Consider the following 23,220-nt stretch of genomic DNA (forward strand, 5'->3'; position numbering starts at 1 on the left):
GCCGAGCAGTGGACTAATCGTTCTGATGCATGTCCTCATAAATGCTCGTATCGTCCGCGACGTCCCCCGTGGGCATTCCGCACGGGGGACCGGGACCCACCCATTTCCAACCGGGCCGCCGACACCGGAGTGGGGCTGCCACGCCGTCGCCGGTCCGGCGCCCAGAAAGGTCGATGATGAGAAATCCGCGCACTCAATTGTCTCGGGCAGCCACCATGACCGCCGCGGTGGGACTCTCACTCGCGCTGGCGGCCTGCGGCGGAGGCGGCGAGAGCGCCGAAAAGCCCACCGCCACCGCGGCCGCGAACCGCCTGGCGGCCGGATCCAGCAACGGTCTCGAGTCCAGGCCAGCCAGCGAGATCGTCGCGACCGCGGCCCAGGCCCTGAAAACGACCAGCAGCGTGCGGTATCTCGGCCGCGGCACCGAGGACGGCACACCCTCGTCGGCCGAGTTACGGATGACCGCGGATGGCACGGTCACCGGCGTACTCGACGGAAACGGGCAACGGGTCGAGATTCTGCGGGTCGCCGGGGTCGCGTACGTCCGCGGCCCTAGCGCCGCCGGGCCGTATCCGGGGGCCAGGACCGATCAGTGGATCAACACCGGCCCGGTCGGGGCGGCCGACGACGACCTGTCGATCAACAGCGCGGCCGACGCGATCCTGGACCTGAAGGCCGACATCGACGGAGGTGAGGACGCGACCGTCGAGCAGATGACCGAACAGGGCCAGCCCGCGGTACGGGTCGCCACGAAGACCGCCTCGTTGTACGTCGCGAATGTCGGCCAGCCCGTACCGCTGAGGCAGGTCTTCAACGACGCGAACGACAGGTTCGAGGTCACCTTCACGGAATACGGCAGTCCGGTGCCCGCGGCGGTCCCGACCGACGCCTTCCAGCCCCGGACCACACCGACGTCCTGACCACTCCTGACCGCTCCTGACCACCTGGCGCACCCGACCCACCTGGCCACCTCGCCCGCACGGTCCGCCCAGCCAGCCGGACTCCCCGCGGACCCCCGCGTCACCGAAATCACATGTTTCCTATTGAATTCCAAACAGTCGGCTCCGCACCGCGGAAGAACCGCGAGTGAGCATTTTCCGTCGTCGACTCGGACCCGACCCATCCCTGACTACAGGCCGTGAGGCGGAAACGGCTCAGTGACACTGCGCCGCCGGATGACCCAACGATCGCGCGGCGCAGGTCACACCCACAGCGGTCACTGTGAAAAGCGCCATCACGGCCAGGGGACGGATTCGCCGGTAGCGCGCCATACCCTTGGGTCCGGATAGCCGCGCCCACCATGGACTCGAAGTCGCATCCGTCGAATACGGGTTCATGGAACGCGGGCCGCGGGAAGCCGCGCCGGTCGGATGCGGGCGGCAGGAAGCAGTGATCGGAGTATGCGCATGGCGCACGGTCAGACGGCACCTTCGGCCGCCCAGGCATCTCCTCTCAGGCCGGCGCCCGGCCGACCCGTTCCGCGCGTGCCGTCCACCGGCCGGCCCCGCTCCGTCGAGGACGGCACCAGGCCCGGTGGCGTCGGGGTCCGGCACGCCGCCACCGGCCGTCGCCCGGTCACCGCCGCACCGGACGACTCCGGGCTGTGGCCCGGCACCACCGGCTCGGTTCACGGCACGCCGGCCCGCCAGCCCGGCTCCGTCCGGCGGACGATCTCGGTCATGATGGAGCGCCCGCAGGGCCTCACCGGCCTGCTGCACCTGACCAGCACCGGCCGCGATCTGATGACCACCTCGGCCGGCGGCGCCACCGTTCTCGGCGAGGCTCGGCTGCGCCTCGTGATCGACTACATGGCGGCACCCGGGACGATCCTGGAGATCGAATCCGAGCCGGCGGTGCCCGGCCTGGCGAGCCTGGTCGGTGCCCCGTCGCGCGCCGGCTTCCGCGCCGCCGCCCGCCAGGTGCTCGCGGCCCAGCCTGACAGCACGGCCCACCCGGAGGACAGCGCGCAGGGCACGGCCCGCACGGCCATGGCCCGTCTGCTGCTCGGCCAGCTCCTGGACGACGTCCCGGTCACGGTGCTCGTGTCGGGGGCGGCGCTGGGGCGCAACGGCATCCACCGCTCGGAGTCGCGCCCGAACGCAGGGGCGGAGTCGGGTGGCAACCCGATGATCGATGTCTGCGCCGGGTGGCAGCGTGAGGGGCTGCTCGCGCGCCTGTCCGCCGAGCGCCGAGCCGATCGGGACGCCGGCGGCAGCGGGGACCAGGACACCGGCGATCGAACGTCTCCGGCCCGCCCGATCAGTGTCCCGGCCGGCGATCTCGCCGTGGCGGAGGACCCCCTCGGGTGGCATCCGTTGCCGCCGATGTCGACGCACGCCATGCGGCGGCTGCGCCGCATCGACGTCGTCCCGGCCCCGGGCACGCCCGGGGCCGCGGTCAGGGTCGACGCGCTGCTGCGTGACTCCTACCTGGAGTCACCCGGGCGTGAGTTCGTCGTGCACGAATACGGTGTCGACGCCGATGTGGACGAGGCGGGTCTGTTCACTCGTTCGGTGGCCCGGGCGGGGGTGCTTCCGGGAGCCGAGTGCCCCGAAGCTCTCGGCAGTGCCGGGCGCATCGTGGGGATGCCCGCCACCGACCTGCGCCGCACGATCGGCCGGACCTTCGTCGGAACCTCGACCTGCACGCATCTCAATGACACTCTGCGCGCGCTCGGCGACCTTCCCGTACTGATCGGGTTTCTCGGAGAACCCAGTACCGACTGAGCTGACATGTCATCGGCTGCCAGCCCGGAGCGGATATTCGCGGACAGGCCGGAGGGGCGCTGCGAAACGCACACCATGTCACTGTGTCTTTCGATATCAGGACACCCGGACAAAGGTCCTGCTCACGGGGGTCCATACCGGCTGACCTGCTCGCCGGGCGCCCGACAGGCGCCTTCGGGCGAGTAGTTTCTTGATCATGACTGGAGTTCGCGTCTTCCTCCTGGACGATCACGAAATCGTCCGCCGGGGCATCCGCGAGATGTTGGAGGACTCCGGGGACATCGAGGTCGTCGGTGAGGCCTCCACCGCGGCCTCCGCCCTGCGGCGCATACCGGCCGCCCGGCCCGATGTCGCAGTGCTCGACGCCCGGCTGCCCGACGGCAACGGCATCGAGGTGTGCCGCGAGATCCGTTCCACACAGCCGACCGTCGGCTGCCTCATCCTCACCTCCTATGACGACGACGACGCACTGTTCGCGGCGATCATGGCGGGCGCCTCCGGGTACCTGCTGAAACAGATCAGAGGCAACGACCTCGTGGGGGCGATCCGAACGATCGCGGCCGGCCGGTCGCTGCTCGACCCGGCCGTCACCCAGAAGGTCCTGGCCCGCCTGCGGGACGAGCCCGTCGAGGACGAGCAGCTCTCCGCGCTCGGCGCACGGGAACGGCAGATTCTCCGGCTGATCGCCGAGGGCATGACGAACCGCCAGATCGCCGCGTGCGTCCATCTGTCGGAGAAGACGGTGAAGAACTACGTGTCCGCGATTCTGGGCAAGCTCGGGCTGACCAGCAGAACCCAGGCCGCCGTGTTCGCCGCACGCCTCAAGGCCTGAGCCCGGAAAGGCCTGATCTCGGACCTCCGAAGAACCCTCGGCTCCGGCCACGTAATGCGATCAGCCTGGTGCTGCACGTAGCGTCTGGAGGTGTGCTGAACGGTGAGTCCGCCCTGCGGACCTGCGACACCTGCGGAAACGAGTACTGGATGGCCTTCGAGGTGCGTGTGGTCTCCGGGGAGACCTACCACTTCGACTGCTTCGAATGCGCCGTGCAGAAGCTGGCGCCTCGATGTGAGCACTGCGACTGCCGGGTCATCGGCCACGGCGTGGAGGTGTCCGGGCGCTTCTTCTGCTGCGCGCACTGCGCCCGCCAGAGCGGCGGCATCGGACGCGAGATCCGCAGCGCCGTGGGTGCGCATCCGACCTGACACCCACCCACGGCGCGGTTTCGATCAGCGCTGATCAGCCGGCCCACTCTTGATCGCCTCGACGAGCGCGCCGATCTTCTCGCCGGGGAGGTTCCTGGCGAGGTCCGCCTCGCTGATCATGCCGACGAGCCGCTTGTTGTCGATGACCGGCATTCGCATCACGCGATGCGAGATCATCTGGTCGAGCACGGTGTCCAGATCGGCGTCGGCGCCCACATAGAAGGGCTTGCCCTGGCCCAGGTCGCCGGCGCAGACCTTCGCGGGGTCCTTCCCCTCCGCCAGACAGTGGATGACGATGTCCCGGTCGGTGATGATCCCGCCCAGCCGGTCGTCGGCGCCGCAGATCGGCAGCGCCCCGACACCGAGGTCACGCATCATGCGGGCGGCGTTGGTCAGCGGCTCGTCCGCCCCGATGCACCGTGCCTCGCCGTGCATGATGTCTCGAGCCGTTGTCATGGGAGTTCCCCCTCCGTCGGTGCTGCCCGGTCCTTCGCGCTGCGCCGAGTCATGGCGCGTTCGTCCCGCGCGACTTCCGACCATGACATACCCAAAGTAATCACATGCACACGATCAGGATGCGATACCGAGGGCGAGCCGCCCATCCCGCACTGCCTTGTCGAGTGAGAGGCGGGCGTCGAAGCTGTCGAGCTCGATGAGGTCCGACCAGGTCCGCGCGGCGACGGCGGCCGCCTCCTTCCGCGCCTCGGCCTCCGACCAGCGTGCCTGCACGATCACACTGTCGCCGCGCTCCAGCGCCTCACGTGCCCGGCGCAGCAGCTCGGCATGGACCTCGTCATCCGAGCCGAACTCACGTGCCGGGCCCGAGCCCGACGCCAAGTCCGCGTCCGTGTCCGCGTCCGCGTCCGCCGGACCCTCGTCGCGCGCCCCGGCGCCGGGTGGCACAAGCTCGCGTTCCACCGCGAGCTCACCGCGGATGGCGTCCGAGGCGAGGAGCACCCAGCCGTCCTCGTCCCGGATGAGACGCTCCGCGAAGGCGGCTCTGACGCTTCCGGGCGCTCCGCCGACCAGGACGAGCCGCACCCGGGCCCGGCGCAGATGCTCCAGCGCGATCCGGACCAGGCGCCGGGCCTCGCCCGTCGCGGCCTCATCCCCCAGGTGGGCGCGTACCGCGGACTCCCCGGCAAGCACGATCCCGCGGTGCGCCATGTAGAAGTGGGCGAGCGAGGGCGGGTGGGTCTCCCCCGCGAACTCCACGCACCACCCGAAGAACGGGCCGGTCAGCTGCGGCGCGCCACGCAGCTCGAGATCCACGGCCAGCATGGACGCGTCCGCCAGGACGTCGGCGATGCGCCGGCCGTCGTCGGCCGAGAGCCGATCCAGGATCCGCGGCCCGTCATCCAGGCAGAAGACGTGCTCGGCCAGCAGGTTGCCGTGCCCGTCACGGATCCGTCCGCGCGCGGCCCGCCCGTCGATCAACGGCCGGCGCCCACGCAGGTAGCGCTGGCCCAGCTCGTCGATCTCGGCGATCTCCGCCGCGTCCAGCATGGTCCCCTGGAAGGGTGTGAGCCCCTCGATCGCCGCCAGCCAGGCGGCTTCCAGATCCCGCAGCCGCCCGTGCTCGGCGATCTCGGCGGACGTCTCGCACCGCTCGTGGAAGGTGACGAGGGCCCGCGCGACCTCCCGCAGCGGCTCGTCGACCGGCTCGCCGCGTGCGAGCAGCTCCGAGAGCCGGCGTTCGCTCGGCAGCCGGCGCATGACCACCATGTGCTCGACCGGCGCGCCCGCGCTGTCCCGGACGTCGGCGACCCCCAGATAGACCCCGGGCGCGAACGGGCGGTTCCGGACGATCTCCGCGCGGCAGGCCTCCTCACGCGCCTCCCGGCGGCGCAGATCCGCCTTGCCGACAGCCGCGCGTTTGGGCATCTTGAAGACACGGTCGGAGACGAAGAACAGGGTCGAGTGAGCGGTCTCGACCGTGGACATGGTGGTCTGGTGTCCCCCGCCGCCGCGCCGGGTCGCCCCGGGCGGCGGCGCGACGTCGGCCTGCTGGCCGGACGTCCTGGACGTCGTCGAGCTGTTCACCTGGTTCTCCCTCGGCTCGGACGGACAAGCCCCGTACCTGGGGTGTGCCCGTCCGGAAGCCGAGTGGAGCGGTCGCCCGGGCATCCGCCGGCGACCGGCATGTCAGTGGCGGTGCGCCGGAACCATCCTGGTCGCGTGCCGGGTCATCACCGCGCGGACACCACAGGGGTCGCTGCCGGTCGGCGCACACGGCTCGCACTCGGTCTCCACCGTGGCGTGCTCGACGCCGTACTTGTCGGCCAGCATCACCTTGACGCGGCCGGCGACCGTACGGGCTTCCTCCAGCGTCGGATGCCCGGCCACCTCGATGTGGGCGCTGGCCGCGAAGACCCGGTCCGACAGGCTCCAGACATGCATGTCGTGCACCCCGGTGACACCGTCCACCGCGAGCATGTCCCCGTGGACGGCGGCCAGGTCCAGGCCGGCAGGAGTCCCCTCGAGCAGCACCCGGGACGTCTGCGCCAGCAGGCGCAGACCCTGGACGCCGATCAGCGCCGCGACCACGAGCGAGAGCACCGGGTCGAGCCAGTACCAGCCGTCCGTCAGCCAGATGACGAGACCTGCCCCGGCCACCGCCACCGAGACCAGGCAGTCTGAAGCCAGATGGATGACGGCCGCACGGGTGTTGAGGTCGCCGTGCCGCTCGTGGACGAGCAGTGCGCTGAGGCCGTTGCCGACGGCCGCTACCAGCGCGACCACCAGCACCACCAATCCGTCGATACGCCCGGGATGGGCGAGCCGACTGACCGCCTCGACACAGACGAGCGTGGTGGCCACCAGCACGCTGGCGGCGTTGGCCTGGGCAGCGAGCACAGGCCAGCGCAACCCACCGAAGGTGCGGGTGGCGGACGGTTCCTGGCGAGCCAGTCTCAGCGCGACCAGGGCGAACGCGACGCCCGCGGCATCGGCGAGGTTGTGCGCCGCGTCCGCGAACAGTGCGACCGAACCGACGATCAGGCCGGCAGCGCCCTGGCCTATGACGATCGCGACGTTCGCCGCGGTCGCGATCGCCAGCCTGCGGGCCTGGGAGGTGTAGCTGCGCGACGAGCGCCCGTCGGCACCATGCCCGTGGGCATCATGCCCGCCGACACCGTGCTCATCGGTGTGGTGCTCATCGGCGTGGTGCCCGCCGGCATCGTGGGCGTGCCCATGGAAGCCGCGCGTGTGCCCTCCGTGGCCATGGCCGTCTCCGCCGTGCGTCGCGCCATCGCCGCCCGCCGGAGCCGTCAGACCCGTCGGTACCGTCAGACCCGCCGGAGCCGTCAGACCCGTCGGTGCCGCAGCACCAATGCCCCGGGGCTGCCGCGGGACATGGTCGTGAACGTCACGCCGCCGACGAGCCTCGGGGTCGGAGGAGCTCACCGGTCCGGCCGATCGCCACGGCCGGGCTCGGCTCCGGCCACGGCCACGACGGCCGGGGAGAACTCCGCCGTCGACAGCTCCGCGTGATGCGGCGCGGGTGCGTCGAGCGGATCGTCATGGGCATGGTCGTCATGGGCATGGTCGTCATGGGCGTGGTCGGGATCCACGGCGAGGACCACGCTGAGCAGGTCGTCCAACGCGTGCGCGAGAGCGGAGTCCGCCAGTTCGTACCTCAGCCGCCGGCCCTCGGACACCGCGACCACCAGGCCGCAGCCCCGAAGGCACGCCAGATGGTTCGACAGGTTCGTCCGGCTCACCGAAAGGATCTCGGCGAGTTCCGTGGGATAGGAGGGACCCTTGCGTAGCACCAGAAGGAGCCGTGCCCTGGTCGGATCGGACAGCGCGTGCCCGAACCTCGCCAGCACCTCTCCATGCGCCACAAGCTTCACCATGTACTGAACAGTACAGCGGACGCTGACATCAGGCGACCCTGAACTATCTCCTGATGCGGACGGGCCACCCGGCACGCTCCGGCAGGCCCATCCGCCCAGTACCGCCACCCGGGAGCACCGCCCGGGTCCGCGCTCAGCCGTCGATGTCGCCGATGCGGTCGATGAGCTCCTCGATGAACAGGAGCACGCGGGCCGGCACGCAGCGCCGACCCGGCCCGGCCAGCACCGAGTGCCCGCCCGGGACCACGGTCAGATCCGCGCGGGTGGCCGTCCGGGTCGTCATCCGCACCAGCGAAAGCGGACTGATCTGATCATCGCGGCCATGCACGAGGAGTATGGGGATGTCGGGCAGCACCCGCGGCGGCGGATCCGCGACCGGGATACCCGCGACGGGCACATGCAGCAGCGGCAGCCCGAGCAGGGCGAGCCCGTCGGGGCGCACGGCCGGTGAGCCCGCCATCGCCAGCGCGGCCAGTGCCCCCGAGTCGGAGCCGAGCAGGACGAAGGGCAGCCCTGGCCGGCGGACCTCACCGACGGCACGAGCGACGTTGACGCCGCCCGGCACGATCGCGGCGCTGTAGCCGTCGAGCGCAAGCCGCGCGGCGAGCCACTCGTAGGGCTTCGGGCTCTCCCCCCGGCCCATGAGCATGGCCACGGTGGCCCGGACGGTCTCTCCGGCGAGGCGACTGGCCGGGTCCATGTCGTGTTCGGCCAGCCGGGGGCTGATTGTTGCGGTCAGGGGCGTCATGAAGCCGTGTTCTCCTTCTCTGGCGCTCCGTTGCGCCGTCGCGGCCCACGGCGGGGCATGACGCTCACAACAACGTGTGAGCGCGGATCTTTCCGGCCAGGCACACTATCCCCCTCGGCCGGACGCCACGGCAGCACGCACACGAGGTCGTCCGTGTCCGGCGGACGACACCCCGGACCGCCTCCACACCACCGGTCGGAGCTGCCCGGAATCCCGGGCAGCTCCGACCGCACCGTGGCCGCGCCAGACCGCGCCCGGCAACACGCTCCGCCCCAGGAGCGCCAGCCGGGCGCAGGAGCAGCTTCCCGGCCTGACCGGGCGCCCCGCGCCTCTCAGCTCTCGTGGATCTGCTGAGTCAGGTAGTTCGTCGCGCCGAGCTGCTCGATGAGCGTGAGCTGGGCGTCCAGCCAGTCGATGTGCTCTTCTTCGGAGACCAGGATCTTCTCCAGCAGAACGGCCGATCCCACGTCGTTCTTCGAACGGCACAACGCGATTCCGCCGCGGAGCAGTTCCACGGCCTCGTCCTCCTGCGAGCGGTCGGTCTCGAGCTGCTCGGGCACCGTCTCACCAATCCGCAGGGAGTGCAGCCGCTGCAGATTGGGTAGACCATCCAGATAGAGCACGCGCTCAATCAGAGCGTCTGCGTGTCGCATCTCGTCGATCGACTCGTGGTAGTAGTACTCCGCCATGCGCCGATAACCCCAGTTCCGCTGCATCCGGGAATGCAGGAAGTACTGGTTGATGGCTGTCAGTTCGTTCGTCAGTACCCGGTTCAACAGGTCGATGATGTCCTTGTCGCCACGCACCTTCGCCATCTCCCTCACTCGCCTCTCGCGTCAGCCGACCACGGACGACGCCCTCCCGGACGGCCGCGCCCGCGACCGCCCTGAACGGACTACCTCGGCGTGCCCGGCACGGCAAGCCAGTTGGCCGCCGCCACCGCCCACCGCGCAATAGCCCAGGAAACAGGAAACCACACAGATGGGCGGAACACATAACGGCAGGAGAGCCGCGAAGGTCACATCGACACCCGTTTAGGCTAGCCTTTCCTCAGTTAGGGAAGGCTTCGCTGACCGGTCCTGGCACACTGAACCGAACGGGATTCACCACGCCCTCGGGGCGAAAACGGGCCACCGGCCCGACCGGGCCGATCTGTTGCCGGCCGCTCCCATAACGAGGACGTAAGCGTACGCAAGCGCCCTGTCGCGACATGGTCCAGCCGGGCCGGTTTCACGGGGCGCCAATTGCGGCACCCATCCGGAACCCGCGACGAGCGGTGCGCCCGGCCGCGAACGCCAAGCGCACCTCAAGGCAGGTCACCGGACCCTGCGGGAGCGCGAAGAGTTACAGACATGCGACGCTCTGCGGGTAGCAGGTTCCCCGGAACCCCGTCGAGCAGGTGGAGTGGTCCCGATGCAGCGCGGTACGAACATGGGTGGTGCCCTGTTCGTCTGCTGCGCGCTCGCCAACACCCTGGGCCTGCTGGGGCTGGTACGCGCCTTCGGCTACCCGTATCTGCTCAACGAGCCGGCCGAGGCGACCCTCGCGGACCTGGGCGCGCACCTGAGCACGCTCATCCCCTTCGCCGCACTCGCCGCGACCGCCGCATTCCTCCTTGTCCCCATGACGGCGAGACTCATCCGGCCCTCGCCGAGGGATCCGCTGCCCACACAGCCCGCCGACGGCGGCGCCGCCGTCGGCGGCTGGCAGACCGGTCCCCTCGACACCGGCCCGTCGAGCCCCGCCCACTCCACCCCCCACCTGGACGGCAGGCGGCGCACCCGCCGGCTGCTCCTGTGGGTCAGCCTGGCGACAAGCACGATGATGATCTTCGAGTGGTCGATCTGGCTGGTCGGGGTCCCCCTGCTCGCTCGCCCGACCGAGGTACCCGGGCGGATCCCCCCCGAGGTGATCACCTTCGACCTGCTGCGCGTCACGGCCGGCGTCGTGTCCGGGGAGACACTCGGAGCCCTCCTGCTCGCGGCCTGGACGACACTCGTAGCCACCCATTTCGTCGACCCGATCTTCGACGGGTGGTGGCCATTCGGCCCGCTGCGCCCGATCGGGCGTGGCGTGACCCGCCACAGCGGCCCCTTCGGCCCTCTCATCGCGATCATCCGGGCCTGGGTCGACTCGCTTCGCGTGCGCGGCATGCTGTGGTCGCGTCCGGCTCTCGTGGGCGGCGGATTCGTCTGCGCCGCGCTGCTCGTCGGCGGTGCGGCGGCCACGGCGGGGCTGGTGCCCCTGGCACCGCTGCCGTTGTTCGCGCGGATGGTGTGGAGCCTGTGGCTGGCGGCGGTCGGTGTGGCGATCTGGATCGCCGGCACGCCTGCGCGCACCGTGGCCGTGCGGATGCGCAGACCCCGGCTGATCACACTGCGCCGCTCCCCGCAGTCCACCGGCCCGCACGCCAGCGACCGACCGTCCCACTTCGAGCGGCTTCCCTACCGGTTCGCCGCCTATGACGCGGCGCTGCGGCGAGGCCAGACCGGGCCCCGGCCACTGCGGCCCTCACCGGACGACCTCACGGCCGACGCCGTCACAGTGGCCGGCGACGAGGTCGTGCTGCAGATGCCGGCCCCACAGCCCGGCACCGGCGGTCACCGTGCCCCGGCCGCCGCGTCCGAGACCGGCCGACAAGACGCCGATGCCGGCTCCGGGACAGGGGCTGGGGCTGGGGATGGGGCTGGGCGAGGTCAGGTCAACGCCGACCCCGGGAAGGACGTCGACCCGCCCACCGAGATCGTCGGCGCACAGGGAGACCACGACCGACCCGTCTGATCACGACCGCCCCGTCTGAACAGCGCGTCGGGGAGCGCCGCCCGAGGCAGGCCCGGTCCGTCTGGCTGCCACTGCTGCCGACCAGGATCCGAGGATCGTGGTCACCTGGGAGCGCGTAGCGAAATGCCAGCCAATAGCGATAAACAGGCAGGCAGCCATTTGACAATCCACAAGAAGTGCGGATTTTGGTTGCTGCAGCAACCAAAATCCGCACTTCTTGCCCGAAAGCAGACGGCGGCAATGGAAGCCCGAGGCTCGGGATTCAGCGACCGGCGGCTTCAGCCGCGCAGCTGTGGAGGCCGCGGGGCACGCACCGGAGCCTCCTGGCCGGCCTGATGCACCGTCCAGCCGAGCTCATCCGAGCCGGTTACCGCCCACGGCGGTTCGCCCTGCTCATGGGCTCCTCTCCCTCGGCTCCCGCCGCCCCCACCGCGCACACCGCTGCGCGGGCCGGCGACGAACGCCGCGACGTCACGCATCGCCACGTCCACCAGCGCTCCCCGGCCACCGGCCCGGCAGAGCGCGACCGCCAACGCACCGAAGAGTCCGGCCAGCGGATCCGCGATCGCGTCGCCGCAGAAGACCGGCACCGGACCACCCCGCGCCGCCTGGTCCCAGGCCACCAGGCCCCCGCCCACCGCCGCGTCATCGCCGAAGGCGACCGGCCCCGCGCCGTCGGCCTGCGCGGCGACACGCCGCCCGTACCCGGTGATGCTCAGCCAGACCCGCCCGGGTCGGGCCGCCACCCAGGCCTGCGCGTCCAGCCCGAGCTGGGCCAGCGCACGTGGCCGGGACCCCTCGATGACGACATCCGCCTGCTCGACCAGGTCACGCAGGGCCGCGCGCCCGGCCGGCTCGTGGAAGTCGAAACGGGTTTCGTCCTGGCCCGTGTGCAGCCACCGGTAGAAGTCCGGATCACCGCGGCGTGCCCCGTCCGGGCGGTGCACGCTCTCGACTTTGATCACCCGCAGGCCCAGCTGCCCCAGCAGTCGCGCGGCCAGTGGACCGGCCCACAGCGACGACAGGTCGACCACGAGCGGGGCGGGAGCCGACGTCGGCCCAGGCGACTCGGGTGGGCCGGGCGGCGCCGGACGGCGCCCGGTCGCTCCACCGGACACTCGGACCACCGCGAAACCGGACCCGGGATCGAGGCCGCCAGCGTCAGCACCGCCAGCACCAGCACCGCCAGCACCAGCACCAGCGGCGGCGGCGGCAGGCAACGGTGCCACCGGCAGGCCCAGCAACCAGGCACGCTCCACCAGGTCACGGCTGCGCCACCGCGGCAAAGCCGCGGCCAGCGCGTCCCAGACGTCATCCGTGATCTCGGCACCGAGCAGTGCGGGGACTGCGTCGACATCGTCCGGGCGAGCGAGGTTGACCGCCACCCAGCCGTCGGCGGCCCGCATCAACCGGCAGCTGCCATTCGCGGAGACAGTGCCGCCACGACGCAGGCCGAGCAGGGCGGCCCGACCGCCGAGGATCTCCGCGACATCGGCGAACACCGGCGAACCCAGCCGGGTCGACACGGCTGTCAGCAGCTGGGCGGCGGCACGGGCACGGTCGAGCACCGGGGCTGCCGGGACGACCGGTGGCCGCCCCGGTTGGCCGGTGAGAGCCATCAGCCCGGACTCCGCCCAGTCCAGGGCACTGTGCGTCGGCGTCGGCGTCGGCGTCACCAGCATCGGCATCGGCCGACTCCCGGGGCCGCCACCGCCACCGGTCGTGGCCTCCTCCGGCACGGGAAGGCCCGCGGCGCGCAGGGCGTCGCCGAGCTCGACCAGTGCCCACGGGGCTGCCGCCACCACCGCAGGCCCCGTCCGCGAAGGGCGGCCGTCAGCCGCTCGGTTCGGCACCACGGGCCGGAATCTCACCACACTGGACCACCACGAAACCACCCCGCCCGGTGTACTCGATCTGCGCAAGCTCCCCGGACGAGCGGCCGAACAGATTTCCGATCTTGAAGGAGGACACGACCCGGGTACGTACGCCTGCAGTCCAGGCGACGGCCGCGTCCCGGTCGACACACACGGGCTCGTCGGTCGACAGCACCAGCGGGCTGCCCAGGCACAGCACCGCCACGCCTCCGGTGCCCGAAACCTCGGTGTTGAACACGCCTCCCGCGATCATCGCGCCGACACCCCCCGACGTCGTAGTGATCTTGTAGCGGATGCCGGACTCCAGGGCAAGCAGACTGCGGCCGTTCACGGTCAGGCGGTCGTTGTCCAGGTGAAAGATCGAGATGTGGCTTCCGGACTCGGCGAACCAGGCCGTGCCACGACCCTTGACCCGCATCAGGTCCTGGCCCTCGCCGGTCACCGCACGCCGGAGGTAGCCGCCGACGCCCTGGCCCTTGTAGGCGAAATCGATCTGGCCGCGGTAGGCGACCATCGACCCCTGCTTCGCGTACATCTCGCCACCGTCGAGGCGAACCCGCAGCATCCGGTCGCCCGATTCCAGGCCGAACGGCTGCCCACCGTCATTTCCTGCCGCATGCTGCCCGAGTGGTTGATTCACGGACACCATTGAGCCTTTTCCATCTCACGTTTGTCGAGTGCCGCGGCCACCGGCCAGACAGCGCGAGCCGCGGTCAGCTCCGGCGGTGGATGCTGACCGCGTAGCCGTCACCCGGTGTGCTCGGCGCGCCTTCCCAGGTGGCGAGGCGGCGTTCCAGGGCCAGCCCCGCCTGTGCGCACCACGAGTCGTACTCGGCGAGCCCGAAGGGCGCCTGGAGCAGTGGAAGGTGCGCGGCGTCCAGACCGAACCCGGCCACAAGCAGACCACCAGGCCGCAGCCGCTCCGCGAGGGCCCGCACCACACGCGCCTCGGAGCCCTCGGCCAGGAGCGGTATGACATTCCCCGCGGCGACGACCAGGTCGAACTGGCCATCCAGATCCGCGAGGTCCACGAGGTCGGCGAGGACCCACGTGACGGAGTCGGAGGCTGCCCGCGCCCGCGCCAGCATCGACGGGTCGACGTCGACGCCGGTGCAGGCATAGCCCAGTTCGGCCAGGCGGATCGCCACCCGCCCGGTACCGCATCCGGCGTCGAGGATTCGTCCGCCCGGCGGGACCAGGGCCGCGCAGAGAGCAGCCTCGCCGTGCACATCCATCCCAGCAGCGGCCAGTTCGGCGAACCGCCGCTCATAACGCTCGCCCAGGCCGCCGGAGGCCGCGGCGGACCGGTGGTCATTCGTTCCGCTGGTTCCGCCCGTTGCGTGCAGGCTGGCCCAGCGGCTGGGCCGCCCGCCGGGACCGAGTTCGGGCCCACCCGCGCCGTCAACGGCGGCGGTGTCACTCATCGCCACGCCCCACGGCCGCCCGCCGCGCCGGCGAGGCCCGGCCCGCTCACCAGGCCGGGCGCGCCGGCCAAACCCTGAACCACCACCGGCCGAGGCTATCGGAGCCGCTGGGAAGCCGGTGTTACACCGCCGCTCCGTGCCATGCCGGCACCCGGTCGGTGAGCCAGCCCTCGATCACCGCACGCAGACTGGCCGGACGCAGATCGAGCCCGTGCAGGCTGCTGAGCGTGACCGCGGTCAGGTCGACGTCGAACTCCCAGCTGCCGATCTGCGCGCCCCACGGCAGGTCCGCCGCGAACAGCACGTTGATCTCCTGGTAGCGCACGCCCTTCTCGACGTACACATGCTCGGCGCAGCCGATGAACTCCAGGTCGGCGACCTCGAATCCGGCCTGTTCGCGGGTTTCCCGCCGCAGCGCGGCCTCCACGGTCTCGCCGGGGTCCACGTTCCCGCCGGGCAGGTAGAACCAGGACTGCCCGCGGCGGTTCGCCAGCAGGACACGATCTTGCCGGAGGAACAGCACCCGGGCGCTGATCTCGACAGGGGCAGCGGCGGTCATGAACGCTCCAGGAGGGCTAGACACATCGGTGCGGATCCGAGCAGGGGGTGGGCCTCGGCGGCCGGCGGCCGGCGGAGGCTGCGGCGGCGGCGGTCAGTCGCCACGGGTGGCCGGCAGCGAGGCCGGGGCGAACTCCGCGGGATCGAGCCCGAGAACGTTCACCGCGTCCAGTACCACTGCCTGCTCACTGACGACGAACTCACCATCGACCCGGCCGATGACCTCTCCCAGCGCGATCACCGCCGCCGCTTCGGCCGGCCGGTTCCGGACCTTCGCGATCTCGGCCAGTGCGGTCGCGCGACCCTGCGTCGGATCGCTGACGAGCCGGGTGAGGTGGGCGTCGAACAGCGCCTCCAGTTCGTCCGGGGCGAAGTGCGACATCACCGGATCGCTGGCGACGAAGGCACGCAGCCCCTCGCGCTCGGCCGGATCCACCCGGCCGTCGGCGGCCGTCACCAGCGCGCACATCGCCACGGCCGCGTCGCGGAAGGCGTTGCCGCGCAGTTCCTCGCGCCTGGCGGCGAGCTGCGCCTTCAGCGACGCGACGCTCAGCCGGCGGCCGAGGCGTCCGACGTCCCCGACACCGGACGCCATCCCGCGCCACAGCGGCCACTCGTCCAGCACCCACCGCCGCACCGCCGTGGCAACCGGAAGCGGACGGAGTCGGGTCGCGACGAGCAGGCCCGCGTCGACCAGGACCAGGTCGCGCCCCTGCCAGGTGGGCGGGACGGGCGCCCCGTCGGACCAGTCGGCGGCGAACAGGATGGTCAGGGTGTGCGCGACCTGCGGGGCGGCGGCGTTGCCGAGCGCGTCGCCGGCGTGTTCGGTGGCACCGAGAAAACGCCAGCCGCCCGACTGCCCCACGGCCGCCGGGCCGCCGAGGACGACACCTCCGGCAAGGCCGGCCAGTGCACGGGCCAACGCACGTTCGGTGTTCTCTCCCGGCGGCACCGGGCCGCCGGGCAGCTCATGCCAGTCGTCACCCGGTGAGCGGGCCAGCAGGACGCTGTCACCAACCCGGACAAGCAGGCGAGCCTCAAGCCGGATCAGGGCAGGCGGGGACATCGCGGAGTACCTCCCGACGGGGGCGAGGACGAGGAGTCACGGTGTCCGTTCGGAGTGTCCGTTCGGACGACGCGCGTCCTACATCATCCCCCAGACGGGGGAGGGCCGGGCAGCGCACCGCCTACCCGCGCCCGGGCCGATGTGGTCCGGTCGGCGACATCCGTCCGAAGGCGCCGCCTCACCCGCTGTGGACGCCGCCCTACCTGCGGTAGGAGACGTAGACCCGGGCTCGGTATCCCGTCGCGGCCAGCCGGCGGTGCTCACGGCGCGGGGTGCCACGCACCGTCTGGAACTCGAAGCTGTCCGGGTGGCGCCCAGCCCGCACGGCGAGCCGGGTGGTCAGCGCCATCAGCCGCAGGTCCTGGGTAGCGATCATCGGATAGCCCGGCCCGGCCATGAGAATCCCCAGGCAGGCCGCGAACCCACGGCGCTGGTCATGAAATGTGGGATCCGCCGACGCCGCCGACCGCCGGACCAGGTGCCAGCCGGGCCGCAGCCGCAGCCGCACCCGGGCGCCCGACCGGGCCAGCTCCCGGCAGTCGGCCGGGGTGCGGCGCAGGTCGGCGCGCAGCGTCACCCCGGTCGTCGGCGCCACACGGCGCAGGTCTCCCAGGGCTCCCAGAACCTCGTCCACCGAAGCCGGATCATCGGTGTGGCCGTCGGTCGCCAGCGTGACGGTCGAGCCGACGGCCCCGGCCCGGGCACAGATCTCGGCGGCGTTGTCACGGGCCCTCTTCTCGCCGTCGTGCGGGATCTCCCACCCGATCGCGGGAAGCCGCAGACAGATGTCGAGATCCTCGGCGATACCCGCGCGATCGGCGAGGTCGAGCAGGGTCAGATACGCCCTGGTGGCGGCGTCGGCGGCAGCGCTGTCCGCCGCGGCCGGGCCGAGCCGGTCGATGGTCGCCAGAATCCGGTCGTCGGCCGCCAGCGCGGCGCGCGTGAGCGCGTCCATCGGGCCGCCACCGACGGACGATCGAGACTGCCTGGACACATAAAGTAGCCTCACGTAGCGGCTCGGCGGTGTCCAACCGACAGTCACCTCGCTGTCAGCGGGGCGGGTCGGCCCCAGCCGGCCGCGGGAGCCGCTCCTTCGCCTCCCCGCACGCCCCCGCTCGGGCGGCGCCGGCAGAAACAGGTACCAACAGATGATCGCCACGATGGGACGGCGGACCCGATGAGCAAGCTCCTCCTCGGCCCGCTCCACCGCTACGCCGACGACCGTCACGCGACCGTCTGGGTGGAGACCGACGCGCCCTGCACCGTCGAGGTACGGGCCGAGGAGGGACCGCGCGCGGAGGCACCGACCTTCACCATCGCGGGCCACCATTTCGCCCTGGTCACGGTGGGCGACCTGGAACCGGGCCGGCCCTACCCCTACGAGGTCTGGCTCACCCGGGCCACCCCACCGGACGAGGCCGCCGCCGCGCGCGACGACACACCGCCCGGCCGGGCGGTCCTGGTCTGGCCCGAACCCGGCTCCGCCCAGCCACCGAGCCTGCTGCGGCCGCTCGGCGGGCAACGGCCGGTGCGGCTCGCCTTCGGCTCATGCCGGGTGACCGCCCCGCAGACGAGGCCCTACACCCTTTCCCCCGAGGCTGATCCACGCGGGCTCGGCACCGACGCGCTGCACGCGCTCGCGCTACGCCTGGCCACGACGCCACCGCAGGGCTGGCCGGACGTCCTGCTCCTGCTCGGCGACCAGGTGTACGCCGACCACGTGTCGCCGGACACCGCCGAACGGATCCGGCGCCGCCGCGACGTCGGCGTACCGCCCGGCACGGAGATCGCCGACTTCACCGAATACGCCTGGCTGTACCAGGAGGCCTGGTCACAGCCGGAGATCCGATGGCTGCTCTCCACGATCCCCACCGCCATGATCGGCGATGACCACGACGTTCGCGACGACTGGAACATCTCCGCGTCCTGGCGCGCCGAGATCCGCGCACAGCCGTGGTGGGACGCCCGGATCACCAGCGGGATCATGGCCTACTGGGTCTACCAGCACCTGGGCAACCTGGACCCGCGGACGCTGGCCACGGATCCGACGTACGCCGCGGTGGCCGCCGTACCCGACGGCGAGAACGTCGTCCGGGCCTTCGCCCGCCGCGTCGACCGGATGCCGGACCTCGCCGCCCTGGCCGACCTGCCCGCGGGCGACCTCGCCGGTGCGGCCAACGACGCCCCGGCCGACGGCGCACCGGCCGACGACATCGCCGTCGGCGCGTGCCCACCGGTGCCGCCCCGTTGGAGCTTCCGGTGGGATCTCGGGCGCACCCGGCTGATCGTCGTCGACTCCCGGCTGGGCCGGGTCGTGGCTCCCGACGGAACCCGCGCGATGGTCAACGACACGGAATGGTCCTGGATCCGCGAGCAGACGTTCCAGCAGGGCGAGGTCGACCATCTCCTGCTCGGGACGTCGGTGCCGTTCCTGCTGACACCGACCATCCATCATGTCGAGGCGATGAGTGAGCGGCTCGCGTCCACGCGGTTCGGTGGGCGGCTCGGCGGGCTCTGCCGCTGGTTCGCGCGGACTGTCACGCGCCCGGTGGAACGGGTGCGGCGAACGCTCGACCTGGAGCACTGGGCGGCGTTCAGCCGGTCCTTCACGCAGATGTCACAGCTGCTCGACGCGGTCGCCGGCGGCGAGCACGGGCCCGCACCGGCCAGCGTCGTCGTCCTGTCCGGGGATGTGCACCACGCCTATCTCGCCCGGGTCGACTCCGATCGGGCGATGTCGCCGGTGTGGCAGGCGGTGTGCTCGCCGTTGCGCAACCCGCTCGGGCCAGGGATCCGCCGCATCGACGCGCTGTCACGCCGCGCGGCGTTCGCCACCGTCTCCGGCTGGCTGGCCCGCCTCCTCGGGGTGCGGGGCATGCCGGTGCGGTGGACCGTCACCCACGGACCGTGGTTCGACAGCCAGCTCGCCACGCTGGAACTCGACGGCCGCACGGCAACCCTGCTCCTCGACAAGACCGAACCGGACGGCGAGCCGGCCGGGCTCGAGGAGATCCTTCGGGTGACGCTGAGCCAGCCGCTCGAGCCCGGCCAGCCGCTCGGGACGGGTCAGCCGAAACGGTAGGGCTGGCCGGTGGCCTCCAGGACGGACATCCACAGATCACCGGCCGGGTCGACCTGGTTGCGGTGGCTGACCGCCAGCTCGATCGGCATGTGGATGAAGCGGCGCCGCCACCGGCCGACCACCATCTCGGTGCGCCCGGACATGGCCGCATGCACCGCGGCATGCGCCAGCCGAATCGTGTAGACGTTGTCGTACGGATTCGCCGGAACACTGCGGATGTGGTAGCTCGGGTCGATGTACTTCAGGTTCAGCTCGGTGCCGTGCTCGGCGAAGTGGTCGGTGATCCGCCGCGAGAGCTCCGGCCCGATGTCGAAGAGCTTGCGGTTGCCGGACGCGTCGGACGACTCCGGCAGGCCCTCGACGAGGTCCTGCCCGGCGCCCTCGGCCACGACGACGACGGCGTGCCCCCGCTTCTCGACCCGGCGACGCAGATAGGTGAGCAGGCCGCGCTCCCCCTCCAGGGTGAACGGCAGCTCCGGGATCAGCACCACGTCGGCGTCGCTCTTGGCCAGGGTCGCGTAGCAGGCGATGAAGCCGGAATGGCGGCCCATCAGGCGGACGACGCCGACGCCGCCGGGTGCCGAGGTCGCCTCGGCGGACGCGGCCCGGATCGACTCGGCGGCCTTGGCGAAGGCCGTCTGGAACCCGAAGCTCTGGTCGATGTAGGGGATGTCGTTGTCGATCGTCTTCGGGATGCCGACAACCGCGATCTTCTCACCGCGCTCGGTGACGACGTCGGCGATCGCCCGGGCACCGCGCAGGGTCCCGTCCCCGCCGATCACGAACAGGATGTTGATGTTCATCCGGGACAGGCAGTCGACGATCTCTCCTGGGTCCTGCTGGCCGCGGGAGGTGCCGAGGATCGTGCCGCCGTCCTCGTCGATGTGCGCCACCCGCTCCGGGGTGAGGTCGACGACGCTGTGCCCGTACTTGGCGATGAAGCCCTGGTAGCCATGACGGAAGCCGAAGATCCGGTTCACGCCGTAGTGGTTGGTCAGTTCCAGCACCAGGCCGCGGATGACGTTGTTCAGCCCCGGGCAGAGGCCACCGCAGGTGACGATGCCCACCCGGGTCTTCGACGGATCGAAGTAGATCTTGCGGCGCGGCCCGGCCGGCTCGAAGCCCGGCAGCTCGTCCAGCGGGACCTTCCGGGACGAGATCATCGTGAGGGTGTCGTCGAAGAGGACCTTGTCGCCCTCGTCGATGTAGTGCTGGGTCGTCGGACGCTCGCCGAGCAGCGGCAGGAGCGGTGAATCGATCCGGCAGGGACCGAGGGTGCGCACCTCCAGCTCGGCACCGTCCACGGTCAACGCCTCGCTCACGGCCCCCCGATTCCGACACCGCCAGGGCGTTCCCATTCCAGCGCCCGACTGGACCGGACCACGATCGCCCCAGCTCCTTCCCGCCTTATCGCACCGAGCGTACCGGTCCGGGCGTCTGGCCCATGACGGTCGTCGATCAGACAACCCGGTCATCCGGCTGGTGGACACCAGGTGATTACCGGCACGAAACACAAACGACGACCAGCGGACACCACCGAGACAGGGCGAGGACCACCACCTGTCCCGTTCACGGTCTTCGTCCGGTTCATGCCTCCCAGTTCGAACGTCCGATTCAAACGTCCGGTTCACCGGTCCGGTTCGCGCCGGTTCGCGCCGGGTCGAGCCGGTCGCCGGACTGGTGCCCGCCGTCCCTCTCTCGGGTTCTTCCCCCGGTCGCCTGGGTGACGCCAGACTCCCGGCGCTACCGGTGCGCGAGCCGAGGGAGATTCGGGAGCAACGCCCCAGCGAGGTAGCGCCGGGCCAGCTCCCCGCTCTCCCGGACGTAGCCAGCGATATCAGGAACCGCGTCGGAATGTGGATGGGTGCCGAGCCAGGCGACCAGCAGCAGCCTGCGCAGCAGAACCATCGTCGGCACGATCGCGAGGTCGTGGGCCGTGAGCGGACGGTCGAGCTGGTAGGCGGCCAGCCAGGCCTCGACCAGCTCCGGGAGCGCCGAACTGTGCTCGACGAAGGACAACGCGGCCGCGAGGTCGTACAGATACCAGCCGAAGCCGCAGTCGTCGAAGTCGATCAGGTGGACTCCCTCGGGCGCGGCGTGGGTGAGGCCCGGTTCCCACCCATCGGCGGGCCGTGCCACCAGCAGGTTCGCCAGTCGCATGTCCGCGTGGATCAGCCCGGCCCGGTCGGGGCCGCGCCCGTAGGCGGCGAGCGCGCGCTCCATCTGGGCGACCGCGGGGCGCAGGACCGCGAGCACCGGCTCGGACCGCTCCGCGAGTGCCGCCACCACCCCGGCCTGCCAGCTCCCCCATCGCCCGCACGGGCCCAGCGTCGTCTGCCAGGACCACGAGAAACGCCTGAAGCCGGCCGGCCGCGGCCAGCTCTGCGCATGGTTGTGCAGCCGGCCGGCGAGGCCGCCGAGGACACCGAAGAACGGCACCAGCGCCGCCTCGTCCCCGGGCGTCGGCGATTCGCCCTCGACCCAGTCGAACAGCACGGCACAGCGCACCCCCGCACCCAGCCCGACGGTCGTCACGACCGACCCGGACCGGTTCGCCACCACTCGGGGTGTCGCCACGACACCATCAGCCCGCAGCGACGCCACCCAGTCGAGCTCGGCGACGATCTCGTCGATCGCGTGGTAAGCCGGCCGATGCAGACGCAACGCCCACCGGCGCCCCCCGGGCAGGTCATCCACCCGGTAGGTCACGTTCTCCGAGATGTTGACCAGCGCCGCCGTCGGGGCGGGACCAAGATCATATTCGGCCAGGACGTCGTCGAGCACCCCGGCGAGCTCGAGGAGCTCAGCGGTGATCACACCGTTGACGCTGTCACCGGAAGCACCAGCCGTCACCGTCGCCGGCCCCTTTCGCCCACCTCGCAACCCGGCAGGCTGCCCGCCGACCAAGCTAACGCCAGCGACAACCCGAGGCCACAGCCCCAAGATCCGAGGATTCCGGCTGCTCCAACAACCGGACCCTCAGGTCCTGCCCGGCAGCAGCGGTAGCGGCAGCCCGAAGTTCAGGATCTTGCCACCCGGCCGGGGACGACGAACACCCTCAACTCCTCGAACTACGACCGTGGGTGGGCAGGGCCACGGTCATGCGCGTTTCGATGCCGGGAAAGGCCGGAGTTCCTTTCCCGGCCAGTTCCTCCCGCACCGGGGCCGACGAAATGCGCGACCGCGGCCCGGTGCCGCCCACCGGGAAACACGAAAACGCGCCGGCCGCCTAACCACGCACGCCGTGAGCCATCCACGCCAGCTGCGACGCGCACCGTCGCCACGACTCCGAGTCTCTCGCCATCCACCCAGGTCATCCGCCTGCCGAGCCAGGAACCCAGGCACGGTCACACCGTCGGCACACCCGCCACGGAACCGGCCGGAAACTGGCCGCCGCGGGCTCACCAAATGCCTCCCCGACCCACGCCACCTGGGTTATCATTGGATACACGCAGAATCCGGGGAGACAACGTGATCGTTTCCGCCAACACGGTTCCCGAAAGCAGCGTTCCCGACTCCCGCGTTCACGGCATCGACCTTTCCGCAGCCACCGTTTCCACCACCGGTGTTTCCGAGATCTCGGCCTCCTGTCTGCGCTGTGGTCGCCGGCTCACCAGCCCGCCCAGCGTCTCGGCCGGGTTCGGCCCCGGCTGCACCCGGCACTTCCGCCGCACCGCACCCACTCTCCCGGGTTTCACCAGCCAGCAGCTCGAGGACGCGTTGGAGCTTCTCGAGCTCGGCGGCATCGTTCCGTTGCGGGGCCGCCGTGTCTGGCTCACCGTCGGCCATCGAGGAGCCACCTACCGCACCGCGCCCACCGGGCAGTGCACCTGCGCCGCAGGGGTCCACGGGAAGCCGTGTCACCACGTGGCGGCCGTCCGTCTCGTCGTCGTCTGAACGT

The 23,220-nt window shown here is 71.3% G+C and carries 21 protein-coding genes; 7 read left to right on the top strand and 14 right to left on the bottom strand.

Annotated features, from left to right (window positions below):
• Window positions 1-215: 215 nt before the first annotated feature.
• The 4 genes from AWX74_RS00100 to AWX74_RS00115 all read left to right on the top strand — a co-directional run bounded on the left by AWX74_RS00100 (window position 216) and on the right by AWX74_RS00115 (window position 3,929).
• Window positions 216-920 carry a hypothetical protein gene (locus AWX74_RS00100; RefSeq protein ID WP_226930743.1) on the top strand — a complete coding sequence of 235 codons (705 nt, stop codon included), beginning with the start codon at window positions 216-218 and terminating at the stop codon, window positions 918-920.
• A 564-nt stretch (window positions 921-1,484) separates the two neighbouring features.
• Complete coding sequence (locus AWX74_RS00105; RefSeq protein WP_242665997.1) at window positions 1,485-2,726, top strand: DUF2889 domain-containing protein; 1,242 nt, start codon at window positions 1,485-1,487, stop codon at window positions 2,724-2,726.
• Between the two features lie 196 nt (window positions 2,727-2,922).
• Entirely contained in the window at window positions 2,923-3,558 is a 636-nt protein-coding gene (locus AWX74_RS00110; RefSeq protein ID WP_006538133.1) for a response regulator, read from the top strand.
• Between the two features lie 113 nt (window positions 3,559-3,671).
• A complete protein-coding gene (locus AWX74_RS00115) occupies window positions 3,672-3,929 on the top strand; it encodes a hypothetical protein (RefSeq protein ID WP_035948607.1) in 258 nt (85 codons plus the stop codon).
• Between the two features lie 24 nt (window positions 3,930-3,953).
• Here the strand turns inward: AWX74_RS00115 and AWX74_RS00120 are convergent, their stop codons facing one another.
• From AWX74_RS00120 to bfr, 6 genes are all read right to left on the bottom strand, one after another.
• Window positions 3,954-4,385, bottom strand: coding sequence for a CBS domain-containing protein (locus AWX74_RS00120; protein WP_006538131.1), 432 nt, complete (start codon window positions 4,383-4,385; stop codon window positions 3,954-3,956).
• A gap of 114 nt (window positions 4,386-4,499) precedes the next feature.
• Window positions 4,500-5,972 carry an AAA family ATPase gene (locus tag AWX74_RS00125; protein WP_091270292.1) on the bottom strand — a complete coding sequence of 491 codons (1,473 nt, stop codon included), beginning with the start codon at window positions 5,970-5,972 and terminating at the stop codon, window positions 4,500-4,502.
• A gap of 102 nt (window positions 5,973-6,074) precedes the next feature.
• Window positions 6,075-7,334: a cation diffusion facilitator family transporter gene (locus tag AWX74_RS00130; RefSeq protein ID WP_091270294.1), complete on the bottom strand. Its 1,260-nt coding sequence runs from the start codon at window positions 7,332-7,334 to the stop codon at window positions 6,075-6,077.
• Window positions 7,331-7,786 (bottom strand): ArsR/SmtB family transcription factor, encoded by a 456-nt coding sequence (locus AWX74_RS00135; RefSeq protein ID WP_091270296.1) that lies wholly within the window; start codon window positions 7,784-7,786, stop codon window positions 7,331-7,333. The genes AWX74_RS00130 and AWX74_RS00135 overlap by 4 nt, the downstream gene beginning before the upstream one ends.
• 133 nt (window positions 7,787-7,919) lie before the next feature.
• Window positions 7,920-8,534 (bottom strand): alpha/beta fold hydrolase, encoded by a 615-nt coding sequence (locus AWX74_RS00140; RefSeq protein ID WP_091270298.1) that lies wholly within the window; start codon window positions 8,532-8,534, stop codon window positions 7,920-7,922.
• A 332-nt stretch (window positions 8,535-8,866) separates the two neighbouring features.
• The gene (gene bfr / locus AWX74_RS00145) at window positions 8,867-9,340 is read right to left on the bottom strand and encodes a bacterioferritin (RefSeq protein ID WP_193209627.1); all 474 of its coding nucleotides are present in this window, start codon (window positions 9,338-9,340) and stop codon (window positions 8,867-8,869) included.
• Between the two features lie 607 nt (window positions 9,341-9,947).
• Between bfr and AWX74_RS00150 the strand changes: the two genes are divergently transcribed.
• Window positions 9,948-11,315, top strand: a complete 1,368-nt coding sequence (locus AWX74_RS00150; protein ID WP_131799368.1) for a hypothetical protein — start codon at window positions 9,948-9,950, stop codon at window positions 11,313-11,315.
• A 278-nt stretch (window positions 11,316-11,593) separates the two neighbouring features.
• Here AWX74_RS00150 and AWX74_RS00155 read toward each other — a convergent pair whose 3' ends face one another.
• The 6 genes from AWX74_RS00155 to AWX74_RS00180 all read right to left on the bottom strand — a co-directional run bounded on the left by AWX74_RS00155 (window position 11,594) and on the right by AWX74_RS00180 (window position 17,192).
• Window positions 11,594-13,120: a CoA transferase gene (locus tag AWX74_RS00155; protein ID WP_242665998.1), complete on the bottom strand. Its 1,527-nt coding sequence runs from the start codon at window positions 13,118-13,120 to the stop codon at window positions 11,594-11,596.
• Window positions 13,121-13,148: 28 nt separating this feature from the next.
• Entirely contained in the window at window positions 13,149-13,838 is a 690-nt protein-coding gene (locus AWX74_RS00160) for an AIM24 family protein (RefSeq protein ID WP_054567176.1), read from the bottom strand.
• Between the two features lie 64 nt (window positions 13,839-13,902).
• Entirely contained in the window at window positions 13,903-14,613 is a 711-nt protein-coding gene (locus AWX74_RS00165) for a class I SAM-dependent DNA methyltransferase (RefSeq protein WP_226930742.1), read from the bottom strand.
• A 121-nt stretch (window positions 14,614-14,734) separates the two neighbouring features.
• Window positions 14,735-15,172: an NUDIX domain-containing protein gene (locus AWX74_RS00170; protein ID WP_091270300.1), complete on the bottom strand. Its 438-nt coding sequence runs from the start codon at window positions 15,170-15,172 to the stop codon at window positions 14,735-14,737.
• Between the two features lie 93 nt (window positions 15,173-15,265).
• Window positions 15,266-16,237 (bottom strand): tellurite resistance TerB family protein, encoded by a 972-nt coding sequence (locus AWX74_RS00175; protein ID WP_091270302.1) that lies wholly within the window; start codon window positions 16,235-16,237, stop codon window positions 15,266-15,268.
• 199 nt (window positions 16,238-16,436) lie between these two features.
• Window positions 16,437-17,192 (bottom strand): proline dehydrogenase family protein, encoded by a 756-nt coding sequence (locus AWX74_RS00180; RefSeq protein ID WP_226930741.1) that lies wholly within the window; start codon window positions 17,190-17,192, stop codon window positions 16,437-16,439.
• 222 nt (window positions 17,193-17,414) lie between these two features.
• Here AWX74_RS00180 and AWX74_RS00185 point away from each other — a divergent pair, with 222 nt between their 5' ends.
• Window positions 17,415-19,319, top strand: coding sequence for an alkaline phosphatase D family protein (locus AWX74_RS00185; RefSeq protein WP_091270306.1), 1,905 nt, complete (start codon window positions 17,415-17,417; stop codon window positions 19,317-19,319).
• On the opposite strand, the gene AWX74_RS00190 is transcribed toward AWX74_RS00185, so the two are convergent.
• Both AWX74_RS00190 and AWX74_RS00195 read right to left on the bottom strand, forming a co-directional pair.
• Window positions 19,304-20,641 carry an ATP-dependent 6-phosphofructokinase gene (locus AWX74_RS00190; RefSeq protein ID WP_091270307.1) on the bottom strand — a complete coding sequence of 446 codons (1,338 nt, stop codon included), beginning with the start codon at window positions 20,639-20,641 and terminating at the stop codon, window positions 19,304-19,306. The two genes, AWX74_RS00185 and AWX74_RS00190, sit on opposite strands and share 16 nt — an antisense overlap.
• A gap of 421 nt (window positions 20,642-21,062) precedes the next feature.
• Window positions 21,063-22,172 (bottom strand): phosphotransferase enzyme family protein, encoded by a 1,110-nt coding sequence (locus tag AWX74_RS00195; RefSeq protein ID WP_091270308.1) that lies wholly within the window; start codon window positions 22,170-22,172, stop codon window positions 21,063-21,065.
• A gap of 618 nt (window positions 22,173-22,790) precedes the next feature.
• On the opposite strand from AWX74_RS00195, the gene AWX74_RS00200 reads away from it, so the two are divergent.
• Window positions 22,791-23,216, top strand: a complete 426-nt coding sequence (locus AWX74_RS00200) for a DUF6011 domain-containing protein (RefSeq protein WP_242665999.1) — start codon at window positions 22,791-22,793, stop codon at window positions 23,214-23,216.
• Window positions 23,217-23,220: the final 4 nt, after the last annotated feature.

Origin of the sequence: Parafrankia irregularis (assembly GCF_001536285.1) — a bacterium.
Lineage (GTDB): Bacteria > Actinomycetota > Actinomycetes > Frankiales > Frankiaceae > Parafrankia > Parafrankia irregularis.